Source organism: Diaphorobacter ruginosibacter, from assembly GCF_040396215.1.
GTDB classification, from domain to species: Bacteria; Pseudomonadota; Gammaproteobacteria; order Burkholderiales; family Burkholderiaceae_C; genus Diaphorobacter_A; species Diaphorobacter_A ruginosibacter_A.
In genome coordinates this window covers 1-11,760 of the sequence record NZ_JBEBOW010000120.1, presented here as the reverse complement: position 1 = coordinate 11,760, position 11,760 = coordinate 1, and the positions used below count along the sequence as shown (strand labels likewise).

At 66.6% G+C, this 11,760-nt stretch carries 12 protein-coding genes; 5 read left to right on the top strand and 7 right to left on the bottom strand.

Features of this window, described 5'->3' with window-relative positions:
- Both ABWP92_RS13795 and ABWP92_RS13790 read left to right on the top strand, forming a co-directional pair.
- Positions 1-1,319 (top strand): topoisomerase C-terminal repeat-containing protein (locus tag ABWP92_RS13795; protein WP_353235966.1); only part of this gene is annotated, 1,319 nt, incomplete at its 5' end.
- Between the two features lie 242 nt (positions 1,320-1,561).
- Positions 1,562-3,085, top strand: coding sequence for a tryptophan halogenase family protein (locus ABWP92_RS13790; protein ID WP_353235965.1), 1,524 nt, complete (start codon positions 1,562-1,564; stop codon positions 3,083-3,085).
- Positions 3,086-3,162: 77 nt separating this feature from the next.
- Here ABWP92_RS13790 and ABWP92_RS13785 read toward each other — a convergent pair whose 3' ends face one another.
- From ABWP92_RS13785 to ABWP92_RS13760, 6 genes are all read right to left on the bottom strand, one after another.
- Positions 3,163-3,771, bottom strand: a complete 609-nt coding sequence (locus ABWP92_RS13785; protein ID WP_353235964.1) for a LysE family translocator — start codon at positions 3,769-3,771, stop codon at positions 3,163-3,165.
- 248 nt (positions 3,772-4,019) lie between these two features.
- Complete coding sequence (locus ABWP92_RS13780) at positions 4,020-5,459, bottom strand: efflux transporter outer membrane subunit (protein ID WP_353235967.1); 1,440 nt, start codon at positions 5,457-5,459, stop codon at positions 4,020-4,022.
- A gap of 59 nt (positions 5,460-5,518) precedes the next feature.
- On the bottom strand, positions 5,519-6,532 hold the full coding sequence (locus ABWP92_RS13775; RefSeq protein WP_353235963.1) for an efflux RND transporter periplasmic adaptor subunit: 1,014 nt from the start codon (positions 6,530-6,532) through the stop codon (positions 5,519-5,521).
- Between the two features lie 13 nt (positions 6,533-6,545).
- Positions 6,546-6,752: a DUF1656 domain-containing protein gene (locus ABWP92_RS13770; protein ID WP_353235962.1), complete on the bottom strand. Its 207-nt coding sequence runs from the start codon at positions 6,750-6,752 to the stop codon at positions 6,546-6,548.
- Positions 6,749-8,884: an FUSC family protein gene (locus ABWP92_RS13765; protein ID WP_353235961.1), complete on the bottom strand. Its 2,136-nt coding sequence runs from the start codon at positions 8,882-8,884 to the stop codon at positions 6,749-6,751. Before ABWP92_RS13765 ends, ABWP92_RS13770 begins: the two co-directional genes overlap by 4 nt.
- Positions 8,881-9,405: a MarR family winged helix-turn-helix transcriptional regulator gene (locus tag ABWP92_RS13760; RefSeq protein ID WP_353235960.1), complete on the bottom strand. Its 525-nt coding sequence runs from the start codon at positions 9,403-9,405 to the stop codon at positions 8,881-8,883. The genes ABWP92_RS13765 and ABWP92_RS13760 overlap by 4 nt, the downstream gene beginning before the upstream one ends.
- Positions 9,406-9,533: 128 nt before the next feature.
- Between ABWP92_RS13760 and ABWP92_RS13755 the strand changes: the two genes are divergently transcribed.
- The 3 genes from ABWP92_RS13755 (at position 9,534) to ABWP92_RS13745 (ending at position 11,376) form a co-directional block, all read left to right on the top strand.
- Positions 9,534-9,695 carry a hypothetical protein gene (locus ABWP92_RS13755; protein WP_353235959.1) on the top strand — a complete coding sequence of 54 codons (162 nt, stop codon included), beginning with the start codon at positions 9,534-9,536 and terminating at the stop codon, positions 9,693-9,695.
- 210 nt (positions 9,696-9,905) lie between these two features.
- Positions 9,906-10,514, top strand: coding sequence for a methyltransferase (locus tag ABWP92_RS13750; protein ID WP_353235958.1), 609 nt, complete (start codon positions 9,906-9,908; stop codon positions 10,512-10,514).
- A 34-nt stretch (positions 10,515-10,548) separates the two neighbouring features.
- Positions 10,549-11,376, top strand: a complete 828-nt coding sequence (locus ABWP92_RS13745) for a tRNA-uridine aminocarboxypropyltransferase (protein ID WP_353235957.1) — start codon at positions 10,549-10,551, stop codon at positions 11,374-11,376.
- 1 nt (position 11,377) lies between these two features.
- On the opposite strand, the gene ABWP92_RS13740 is transcribed toward ABWP92_RS13745, so the two are convergent.
- Positions 11,378-11,623, bottom strand: a complete 246-nt coding sequence (locus ABWP92_RS13740) for a hypothetical protein (RefSeq protein ID WP_353235956.1) — start codon at positions 11,621-11,623, stop codon at positions 11,378-11,380.
- Between the last annotated feature and the right edge of the window lie 137 nt (positions 11,624-11,760).

The window sequence follows — 11,760 nt, the reverse complement described above, 5'->3', positions numbered from 1 at the left end:
AGCTGCGCGAAGCCATGCAGGAAAAAGGCCTGGGCACGCCAGCCACGCGCGCGGCGATCATCGAAGGGCTGATCACCGAGAAATACATGTTGCGCGAGGGGCGCGAGCTGATTCCGACGGCCAAGGCGTTCCAGCTCATGACGCTGCTGCGCGGCCTGGGCGTGGAAGAGCTCTCGCGAGCCGACCTGACCGGCGAGTGGGAGTACAAGCTCTCGCAGATGGAAAAGGGCCAGCTCTCGCGCGAAGCCTTCATGCAGCAGATCCAGGCCATGACGGAAAAACTCGTCAAGAAAGCCAAGGAATACGACCGCGACACCATCCCGGGCGACTACGCCACGCTGGCCACGCCATGTCCCAACTGCGGCGGCGTGGTGAGGGAAAACTACCGCCGCTTTGCCTGCACGGGCCCGGGCGGCGACGGCAGCGGCTGCGGCTTCTCGTTCACCAAGTCGCCCGCGGGCCGCACGTTCGAGACGGCGGAGGCGGAGGCGCTGCTGCGCGACCGCCGCATCGGCCCGCTGGAGGGCTTTCGCTCCAAGGCGGGCTGGCCGTTCACGGCCGAGGTCGCGATCGTGCGCGACGAGGAGAACGACAACTTCAAGCTCGAGTTCGATTTCGGCGACGACAAGGCCGATGAGGAATCCGGCGAACTGGTGGATTTCTCGGGCCAGGAAAGCCTGGGCAACTGTCCCGTCTGCGGCTCGCCGGTCTATGAGCACGGCGCCAACTACGTGTGCAGCAAGGCGGTTCCCACATTGCAGCAGCCGGCGCCCAGCTGCAAGTTCAAGAGCGGCAAGATCATCCTGCAGCAGCCGGTCGAGCGCGCGCAGATGCACAAGCTGCTCGCCACGGGCAAGACCGACCTGCTCGACAAGTTCGTGAGCATGCGCACGCGCCGCGCGTTCAAGGCCTTCCTGGTCTGGGACGGCGAGCAGGGCAAGGTGAATTTCGAGTTCGAGAAACGCGATTCGAAATTCCCGCCGCGCAAGACCGCATCCGCCGCCGCCAAGACCCCGGCAGCTAGGAAGACCACGGCCGCCGCCAAGAAAGCGCCCGCAGCAAAGAAGACCACGGCCAGGAAAGCGCCCGCCGCCGGCACGCTCAAGCCCAGCGCCGAGCTTGCCGCGGTGATCGGCGACGCCACGGTGTCGCGCCCCGAGGTGGTCAAGAAGATCTGGGACTACATCAAGGCCCACAATCTCCAGGATCCGGCGGACAAGCGCTCGATCATCGCTGATGCCAAGCTCCGCCCGGTATTCGGCAAGGACAAGGTCACCATGTTCGAGATCGCGGGCATCGTGGGCAAGCACGTGAGCTGACCGCGCAGAACGCTCCCGGCCAGCCAGGAGGCCGCAGCCGTTTCACGAAACGTGAGGGGCTGCGGCCTTTTTCATTGATTCATGCTGAAAATGACCGCATTCGTGATCGATTGCGATAAAGGTGAATTTCCGATTGTTCTGAATATGAAAGGAGATTAATCTGATTGATTAATCAATACATGAACTTCAGTGCCTGCTGTAAAGTCAATTTTTTTGACTTCGAAAAATGGATTGGAGTTGATGTGATTAATTTCAGAAATATCGAACGTGTCGTGGTTCTGGGCGGCGGTACGGCAGGCTGGTTCATGGCGCTTGCCATGCGCAAGATATTCAGCCCCAAGGTGGAGGTGCGCGTGATCGAGTCCTCCTCGATCGGCATCGTCGGCGTGGGAGAGGGCGGACTGCTGAACCTGCAGGGCGCGCTGGATTCGCTGGATATCGATTGCGCCGAGTTCATGCGCGAGACCAATGCCACCTACAAATGGGGATTTTCCTACGAAGGCTGGCGCACCGGTGAAAAGGACGACCGGTATTTCCATCCATTCGCGGCTGCGAATGGAGCTGCGTCGCAATGGGAGAAAGACGGTAGTTATCCGCTGTTTGCGGCAATGATCCACAATAATTTACCATTGCCGGATTATCTTCGCGGTATTGATTTGATAAAGAATAATGCGAGCCAGGAAGAGGCTCGGCTGGCATTGGAGCAAAAACGCGCCGACGTGATCAACTCCTACCATTTCGACAGCTACAAAATCGCGAAGTACCTGAAGAAAACGGCATTGAGCCGCGGCATCGTGCACCAGGACGCCATCGTGACGGAGGTGCAGACCGACGACAAGGGGCACGTCACCGCGCTGGTGACCGAGGAAGGAGAGCGGATCTCCCTGGACTTCGTCGTGGACGCCACCGGCCTTGCGCGCACCATCATCGGCAAGGCCGTGCCCAGCCAGTGGCGCTCGTTCAGCAAGTATCTGCTGCTCGATCGCGCGGTCCCGTTCTACATGCCCCATCCGCTGCCCAATCCCTATCTGGTCAGCCGCGCGATCGCGATGTCCGCCGGCTGGATGTGGCAGATTCCGCTGACGGACCGCGTGGGCGCGGGATACGTCTACAGCAGCAAGCATATTTCGGACGAGGATGCCGTCAGGGAAGTGCAGAGCCATCTGGGCTACGACATCGAGCCGCAGCGCGTGATCCGCTTCGAGCCGGGCTGCTATGAGCAAATCTGGGTTGGCAACATGATGTGCGTCGGGCTGGCTTCCGGCTTCGTGGAGCCGCTGGAGGCGACGTCCATAGGCCAGATGATCGAGACCGTGGGCAATTTCGTGCGCGTGGTGGTGACCAGCCGGGGCGTCGTCTCCGACAACACGATCCGGGAGTTCAATGAGTCCAATCTGCGCTCATGGCTGGAGATCCAGGATTTCCTGCGCATGCACTACGACTGCCCGCGCCGGGATACGCAGTTCTGGCAGGATGTGGCCGCCACGCCGCTGCCCGGGAACTACCGGGCGTTCAAGGAATGCATACAGCTGCGGGCGCCGCGCATGATGGACCTGGACGGCTACATCGCCCATGGCAGAAGAGGCATCTTCCACATCATCAACTGGATGTTCGTGGCCAACGGGCTCGGGCTGATCCCGGCATCGGCGGCCAGGAGCGAGTTGCTTGCGCTGCCTGAAGCGGAGCGCGAAAAGGTCAAGGAGTTTCTCGCCTGGCTGGGCGGCAAGTACGCGCACGACGCGAACGGCGCGCGGCAGCCGTCCTGAAAGTCCTGAAAGCAGCCGGAGGAATCCATAATCTCCGGGGGCCGCCCGCGCGGTCTCCGGCTTGCGGCGCGAACGGTTCAGGAAGCCACGTAGGCGGAATACAGGATCGAGACAGAGAAAAAGCACAGGCACAGCGCGGCCCCGCGCAGCAGCATGCCGGCGGAGAGCCACGGAGCCCGCCGGCTCCCGTCCCGGGCGAGGTGCCCCAGCGCGCACCAGCAGACCGACACCGGTACGAGCGCCGCCATGAACGTGGCCATGGCCGGCAAGTAGATCTCCCATCGGCCGAATGCCGCGCCGGGGATGACGAACGATGCGAACAGGAACGCCTTGGGATTGAGCAGCGTGGCGATGAATACATGCCGGGCCGTAATGGGCGCGGTGTTCTCGAAGCGGTGATCGAAGCGCCAGATCTTCCATGACAGCCATGCGATGTACAGGGCCGCGAGGGTCTTGAGCAGCATGGCGATCCAGGGCCGCATCTGCATGAGCTTGAGCAGCAGGAACCCCCAGCAGCTGATGGCCAGCAGGTAGGCGCTCAGTTCGGCGGCGACCAGCGGAAGCGCGCGCCCGAAGCCCCGCGCGAGGCTGGAGGAGAAAAGCAGCGTGTTGGTCGGCCCGGGCATCATCAGGATGAGGGCGCAGACCGAGAGAACGTACCCGAAGTCGGCCGGTGTGAACGCCATGTCATTCTAGCCCGGCAAGCGCGGGAGCGCCGGCCGGCATCGTGGATTCGCCAACGGTCTGTGCGTCAGGCCCGGTTGCGGCGGGCGGTGTTTTTCCGGTCAAGATGTCTTCCGTGGGTGCGTCATGTGTGGACGCACTCTACGGAGGCGGTCGGCACCCTGGTGTGATGGGAGTCAATGCACGGGCAGGCTTCGGAAATGTCCGAGGTTTTCTTGCAAAGACTCACATGACGGGGCGGCTGCGCGATTCAGCGCCCGACGTCGTCCGATCCCCAGCCGCCGCCGAGCGCGAGGAACAACGCCAGCTGGTCGTCGACGATGCCGGCCTGCGAGGCGGCGAGCGCCGCGTCGGCGCTTGCCAGAACGCGTTCGGCGTCCAGTGTGTCCAGATAGCCTGTCTTGCCGTTCACATAGAGGCGGCGGGTTTCCTGCGCCACCTTCGCGCTGGCATCGCGCGCGGCCTGCAGGCGGGCGTTGCGGTCGAGTTCGCGCGCATAGTTGTTGAGCGCGGTTTCGGTTTCGCGCAGCGCATTGAGCACCGTGCCGTCGAACCTGGCGAGCGCGCCCCTGGCGCTGGCTTCGGCCTGCGCGATGCGCGCGTGCGCCACGCCGTTGACGGGAATGCTCCACGAGATCAGCGGACCGAGGCTCCAGCTGAAGGTGTCGCCGCGCCCGATCCCGCTCATGTGCCCCGCCGAGGCGGCCGACAGGCCCAGCGAGATCTTCGGGTACAGGTCCGCCGTGGCCACGCCGATCCGCGCCGTGGCCTGCGCGAGCTGGCGCTCGGCCTGCCGGATGTCGGGCCTGCGGCTGAGCAGCGACTGGCCGTCGCCGACCGGGATCGCGCCAGCCACCAGCGGCGCGCTGTGGCATTGCCGCACGGACGGCGGGAAATTCTGCGGCTGCTCGCCGGTCAGCGTGGCCAGTTGGAACAGCGCGTTCTGCCGCGCCGCCTGCAGCGGCGGCAGTTCGGCCTTCAGCTGCTCGACCTGGGCGCGGGCGCGCTGTGCGTCGATCGAGCCGACCTTGCCCGCTTCGTGCAGGCGCTCGGAAATCTCCGCAGACTGTATCTGCAGCGATATCGAATGCCGCATCACATCCAGCCGCAGGCCCGCCGTGCAGGCGGCGGCATAGGCGCGCGCGGTTCCGGCGGCGACGTTCACGCGCGTGAGATCGACGGCGGCCTGCGCCGCGTCCGTGCCCGCGCGCGCGGCCTCGATGGCGCGGTGGATCTGGCCGAACAGATCGATCTGGTAGGAGATGCCCGCGTTCGCCGAGTAGTTGAAGGCATTCGCCGGAACGTATCCGGGCGAGAGCAGCGAGAGGCCGGACGCATGCCCATAGCCGGGGCTCGCGCCCACGCTCAGGCTGGGGCGGCTGGCGCCGGCGGCTTCCTGCTCCATTGCCTGGACATGCTCCAGGTTGGCCAGCGCCTGGCGCAGGTCGGTGTTGTGCGCGAGCGATTTCTCGATCAGCGCGTTCAGCTCGTCGTCCTGGAACAGCCGCCACCAGTGGTCCGGCAGTTCGGCTCCGCTGACCAGCTTGTCCTGGCTGGCGGCGAGCGTGGCGTCGCTGGTTCCAGCGAAGGGCTGGGCGGGCTGGATGCGGCGGGCGACGGCGTCCTGCGGCACCGCATAGTCGGGGCCCACCGGCTGGGTGCCGCAGGCGGTCAGCGCGGCGAGCGCCATCAAGGCGAGCGATGCGCCGAGCCAGCGCCGTGAGTGGAATGTCCTGTCCGGCATGGCGATCATCCCTTGCGCTGCCGATCGGCGGAGGCGTCCTGCGCGGCGGCTTGCGCGCCGGCCTTGCGGCGGCTGGCGTCCTCGACGATTTCCACGGTCACGGTCTGCCCGGCGACGAGCGTCACGCCGGCGGGCGTGGGGTCGAGCTTCACGCGTACCGGCACGCGCTGCGCCAGGCGCACCCAGTTGAACGTGGGATTCACCGTGGGCAGCAGGTTGGCGCTCGTCACCCGGTCGCGGTCGGCGATGCCCGCGACCACGCTCTCCACCGTCCCCGTGAGGGCGCTGGCCGCGCCCATGGGCGTGACCTTCACCGGGTCGCCGATGTGGATGCGCGCGAGCTTGGTTTCCTCGAAATAGCCCTCCACGTAGAACGAGTCGGCATCGACCAGGGCCATGGCCGGATGGCCCGCGCTGGCGTAGCTGCCCTTGCGCAGATCGAGATTGGTGACGATCGCATCGGATGGCGCGAGGACCTTGGCGCGCTGCAGATTCAGCCTGGCGGTGTCGAGCGACACCTGGGCCTGCGCCTGCGCGGCCCGCGCCTGCTCGACCTTGGTGCGCGTCTGCTCGCGTGCTTCCTGCGAGATCAGGTTGCCGAGCCCGGCATTGCGCGCATCCTCGCGCCTGGCCTGCGCCAGCGCGGTCTTCTGCGAGGCGAGCGATGCCTCGGCCTGGCGCAGCGCAAGTTCGAAGCGCGCCTGATCGACCTCGAACAGCAACTGGCCGGCCCGCACGCGCTGGTTGTCATGCACGGGGACCGCCGTCACCAGGCCGGATACATCGGGCGCGATCTGCACGACGTTGGCACGCACGCGGCCGTCGCGCGTCCACGGCGCGAGCTCGTAGTGATCCCACAACTGCAACGCCGCGCCGATGGCCGCTGCCGTCACGGCGAGCGTGATTCCCACGGGCGCTGCGCGCAGGAGCTGCCGCTTGATCCATGAGGGGAGCGCGGGCGCCGTGGCGGCGGCTGCGGGCGTGCTGGAGGATTCCTGGGGTTTGGACTTGTCGTTCATGTTCTTGTTCTCGTCATTGCAAAAGCGCGCTCAGGCGCGTGAGGCACCACAGCACCACCACGTAGAGCGCAATATCGAAGAGGGCCGGATGCCAGATGCGCCGGTACAGGCCCATCGCGGCGAGCATGCGCTGCACGCCCATCAGCACCAGCAGCGCGAGCAGCGCCAGCGGCAGCAGCCAGGGCAGATACAGCCCGTAGAAGGAAGCTTCACCAATCATGATGTCGTCATGGCAGCCTCGGGGGAGGCCGCGCTCGTCAATGCCGCGGGCGCGGCTGGAAAAAGATTGCGGCGCAGGCCCACCAGCGCCGTGACCGCGCCGCGCCATTGGGGCGTCGAGTCCGGGCGCGCGGCTGCGTAGCCCAGCACTTCGTCGATGTGCGCGAGCAGCCCGGGCGTCAGGCGCGCGCCGGCGCTGTCGCTGCCCCGCAGCGCGAAGTAGCGGCCGATCTCGCGCAGCACGCCCGCGATGCGCGCAGACTCCATGGGAATGTTCTGGCGTTGCAGCGAAACGAGGTCGGCGCCCACGCGCAGATCGCGCAGCGCCATATCCTTGGCCACGCCGTCGATCTTGCCGCCCGCCTGCGCGATGCGCGGCGCGAGCAGGCCGATGCGGTCGAGCATGCGCACCGCATAGGCGTCGAGCTGGCGCGCGCTGGCTGTCGGCTGCGCCAGCTCGGACAGTTCCTTCCAGTTGGCGCGCTGGATGCGCCGTGCGGCCCAGTCCACGCCCACGGTGCGTACCAGCGCGGTCACGACTGCGGCGGCGACGATGCCGGCGATCTGGCCGACGATCGAGTTCACGAACGTGATCATGTCCACCGTGCCGGTGTCATACAGCGCCAGCGTGCCGAAGAAGCCGCCCATCAGGATGCCCATCGCCGCCATCATGTTCCTGGGCCGGGCCATGTAGCAGCCCAGCAGCAGGAACACCGGCGCGCAGACCGCCACCAGCATGCCGAAGTCCTGCACGTTGGGCAGCATCACGAGCACGTAGAAGATCGACAGCGGGAGCGACCACAGCAGGTACTTCAGGAAGCTGCGGATCGCGGGAACCGGGTTGTCCATCGTGGCGAAGAAGCAGCAGAAGATCGCGGCCATCATCGTGGCCGCCGAGCCGACCGGCCAGCCGGTGAGTATCCAGAACGCGCCGCACAGGCAGATCGCCAGCACCGCCGCGAAGGCGGAGAGGAACGCCATGCCGTGGTCCAGGTGCAGCGCCCGGTGGCTCAGGCTGGCCAGCCTGTGCGACTGCTGGCGCTCGCCCCGGATGCCCGCGTCGATGTCGCGCCGCAGCCGCATGCAGGCGTCCCAGGCATCGACCAGCTCGGCCAGCCGCGTGGCCAGCGCCACGCGCAGCAGGCGCGGCCAGTCGCCGTGCAGGCTCCATTCCCGCGTGGCGAACTGCTGGATTTCCTCACGCAACTGCGCATGCATGCGGGCGCGTTCGGCATGGGGGGCGTGGATGTCCAGCTGGCTCTGCCATGCGGCGACGCGCCCGAGCATCTCCACCACGTCGGGCGCGAGCCCGCCCTCGGCCTGTTCCAGCGCCAGCAGCCGGTCTTCCACGGCGGAAACCGTGGGCATCAACGAGGCGATGCGGTCCTGCATGGTGCCGACGGCGCCCGCCGTCCAGCGCAGATTGGTGGTATCGAAAGGAATGTGCGTGGACAGCAGGCGCAGTTGGGTGATGTCGCCGGCGACCAGGCTTCTGTCGGCGCTCAGCCCTCCCGGCTTCGGCGTCTCATGCGCAGCGGAAGCGCCGGCGTTGTGCGCGCCCGTGCTGAGCAGTTCCTGGATCCAGTGCCTGGTGTGCTTCATCGCACCGTCCAGCAGGCCGAGAACGGCCGGTGCGAGACCCTTGGGAAAGATCACGCTGTGCACGACGGTGGCGCAGAGAATGCCGATGCAGATCTCCTCCACGCGCAGCGTGGTGTTGTCGAACACGGTCTGCGGCGTCTGCACGTTCGGAAAGCCGATCAGCGCGGCGGTGTAGCCCGCCAGCATGAACACATACGAGCCGGGAGAGCGGTCCAGCAGCGAGAGGTAGAGGCAGGCGCCCACCCACAGCGCCAGCGCGAGCGTCAGCAGCTCGGGCGCGTTGGCGAGCGCGGGCACGATCAGCAGCGTGGCCGTGCTCCCCAAAAGCGTGCCCAGCACCCGGTACACCGCCTTCGAACGCACGGTGCCGGCCAACGGGCTTGCCACCACGTAGGACGTCATCATCGCCCAGAACGGGCGGCTCAGGCCGACGCGGCTTGCCACATACAGCGACAGCACCGCGGCGAGAAAACATTTCACCGAGAAGAGCATCTCCGCCATGGTGAAGCGGGGTAGCGAAGGCAGCTTCATTGCGGAGGATTCGACGGCGGATTCAGCGGAGCGACGTCCGGCGTGACGCGCCCCAGGCGATCCTCGAGGACGGCGAAAACGCGCAGGCAGGCGGCCACATCGGCGTCGTCGGCGCCCTCGAAGAGCCTGTGGCGCAGCGTCTTGAGCGCGGCTTCGATGCGGTGCGTGAGCGCGCGGCCCTTGTCGGTCAGGTGCAGCGTCTTGGCGCGGCCATCGACCGGGTCGTCGCGGCGCTCGATCAGGCCCTGGCGCTCGAGGTGGTCCAGCGGCCGCGTGAGCGACGGCGCCTTGATGCCGAGAATGTCCGCGATCACCCCCTGGCGCAGTCCGTCGCCGTAGCGCGATACCGCCACCAGCGGCCAGGTGGTGGCTTCGGACAGCCCCAGATGCGCCACGGCCTTGTTGGCGATGGCGGGATAGCGCGCGTTGCAAAAGCCCATGCTGCGGGTGAGCTTGAGCAGCGCATCTTCGCGTGATCCCGGGCCTGCCTGGGGGGATGTGTCCGTATGGTTTTTTGTCATTTAGTTAGCCTGCTTATTAATTAGTATAGTGAAATATTTGGAAGCTCGCATGAAGAAGGGAATTCATCACGCGCACCGCCACCATGTCTTCGTTAACATGGCTTCCTTGCCATTTGCGGGGAATCCCCATGAAACTGCAGACCCGCCTGTTCGCCGCCATGCTGGCGGCATGCGCCCTGGCTGCCTGCACCGCGACCACCCCCAACCGCGATGCGGGCTCGCAGGCAGGTGATCCCGGCGGCGTGACCGTGTTCGGCACCGTGGATGCGGGCATCGGCCGCGTGAAATGAACCTCCGCCGGGAGCCCGTCCCGGCGGCATGGGCCGGTGTTCCCCGCATGCTTCCAATACCGCAGTGCGGGTGTGGACAGGGAAGGTCGGCGATACTTTCCCCGCCGTGATGCCCATGGCGTCGTGGCGCGTGGCCATCCGGCGCGCAATGCCCGCGCATCGCCTCACGGTTTCTTCTTTTCCCATCTTTCAAGTTCATCGGGAGCGTGCGTGCAATCAGCAAGCGAGCATTGGTTTGACGAGGCCTACTACGAGCGGTTTTATTACGACAGGAAAACCAGCGTGGTGGACGTCGGGCATGCGCGCAGGCTGGGCGACTTCGTGTGCTCCTATCTTTCCTATCTGCGGGTGCCGGTGGAGCGGGTCCTGGACATCGGCTGCGGCATCGGGCTGTGGCGCGAATCGGTGGCGCGGCATTTCCCCGGCGCGAGCTACCAGGGCGTGGAGCTGAGCGGCTACCTGTGCCAACGCTTCGGCTGGACGCAGGGCTCGGTGGTCGACTACAGCGCCGGCGAGCCCTTCGATCTGGTGATCTGCCAGGGCGTTCTTCCCTACCTCGGAGCCGCCGATCTGAAGCGCGCGCTGGCGAACCTCGGGCAACTGTGCCGTGGCGGCCTGTATGTGGAGGCGGTGAGCCGCGAGGACTACGACCGCGGCGTGATCGATGAGGACCTGACCGATCAACGCCTGTTCCGCCATCGCGCGGCGCTGTACCGCCGGGGGCTCGAAGGCGCGGGCCTGCGTGAACTGGGCGGCGGTGTCTGGCTGAGCGGACGATGCGATGTGCCGATGTTCGAGCTCGAATGCCGCCAGGGCTGAGCGCATGCGGGACGCGATGCATGGAGCGAGCGCGATGGGGAGCATGCTGATCGAGGACGCGGCGGCGACGGGTGCTGCGCCCCGGCCCGCGCACGCCGTGGCGCGCTTGCGCGCCGCGCGCCTGGCGGTCAGCACGCGCCCGTTCCTCGCGCGCGGCGGCCCCAAGGGCGAGCGCTGCGAGGGGTGCAGGCTGCGGCCTTCGCATTGCCTGTGCGGCCTGCCGGTCCGGCAGGCGTCGGTGCGCGCGGGCGTGTGCCTGTTGATGCACGACGCGGAGCCGCTCAAGCCGAGCAACACCGGCTGGCTGGTCGCGGATGTGGTGCCCGATACGTTCGCGTTCGGCTGGTCGCGCACGCAGGCCAGCGAGGAGCTGCTGGCGCTGCTGGACGACCCGCGGTGGCAGCCCTATGTGGTGTTCCCCGGGGAATATGCCGACAGCGCGCGGCTCGTGGTGCATGCGCTTGAAGACGTCGGTTGCGCGCACGGCGAGCCGGCCTCGCGGGGCAGGCGGCCCCTGTTCGTGCTGCTGGACGCCACCTGGTCGCAGGCGCGCAAGATGTTTCGCAAGAGCCCTTATCTGGACCGCTTTCCGGTGCTCAGCCTGCATCCCGGGCAGGTATCGGCGTACCGGCTGCGGCGCGCAAGCCGTGGCGACCATTTCTGCACCAGCGAGGTGGCCGCGCTGTGCCTGGAGCTGTCACATGACGATGCGGCCTCGCGGGTGCTGGCGCAGTGGCTGGAGGTCTTCACCCATCACTACGAGCAGGCGCGCAACCAGTTGCCCGTGCAATGGGACGGCGCGCAGCACCAGCGCCTGAACGCCTGCCTGGCGCATGCGCGGGGCGAAGCGGCAGAGCGCTGATTCAATCCACCGCGAAGCCGGTTTCCGTCAACTGCAGTTCGCCATAGGGCCCCTCGCGCAGCCAGCCCCTGTCCTTGGCGAACCGCACGGCCTGCTGCTGGTCTGCGCCGGTGATCTGGTGGCGGGCGAGATCGTGCGCGAGATTGTCCGGGCTCATGCCGTCGCCGGCGCGCAATCCCTGTTCGTTGACCATGATGAAGAGAATGCGCTTGGCGATGGTTTCTTCGTGCGAAATGGCGTTGGACATGACTTTGGACTCCAGGTTTTCCCGGTTGAATCGGATGGCGGATGCTCTCCTGCGCCATTGTGGGCGCAAAGCCGTTGCCCTGGATGTCGGCTGAGAACGTGTTTACGATCTCCTCGCGCCGCGACAGCGGCTTTGCG

Bases quoted from the DNA above. Each gene is read 5' to 3' on its own strand.
- ABWP92_RS13785 (WP_353235964.1), bottom strand. From the start codon at position 3,771: ATGGCGTTCACACCGGCCGACTTCGGGTACGTTCTCTCGGTCTGCGCC.
- ABWP92_RS13780 (WP_353235967.1), bottom strand. From the start codon at position 5,459: ATGGCGCTCGCCGCGCTGACCGCCTGCGGCACCCAGCCGGTGGGCCCC.
- ABWP92_RS13775 (WP_353235963.1), bottom strand. From the start codon at position 6,532: ATGAACGACAAGTCCAAACCCCAGGAATCCTCCAGCACGCCCGCAGCC.
- ABWP92_RS13770 (WP_353235962.1), bottom strand. From the start codon at position 6,752: ATGATTGGTGAAGCTTCCTTCTACGGGCTGTATCTGCCCTGGCTGCTG.
- ABWP92_RS13765 (WP_353235961.1), bottom strand. From the start codon at position 8,884: ATGAAGCTGCCTTCGCTACCCCGCTTCACCATGGCGGAGATGCTCTTC.
- ABWP92_RS13760 (WP_353235960.1), bottom strand. From the start codon at position 9,405: ATGACAAAAAACCATACGGACACATCCCCCCAGGCAGGCCCGGGATCA.
- ABWP92_RS13755 (WP_353235959.1), top strand. From the start codon at position 9,534: ATGAAACTGCAGACCCGCCTGTTCGCCGCCATGCTGGCGGCATGCGCC.
- ABWP92_RS13745 (WP_353235957.1), top strand. From the start codon at position 10,549: ATGGGGAGCATGCTGATCGAGGACGCGGCGGCGACGGGTGCTGCGCCC.
- ABWP92_RS13740 (WP_353235956.1), bottom strand. From the start codon at position 11,623: ATGTCCAACGCCATTTCGCACGAAGAAACCATCGCCAAGCGCATTCTC.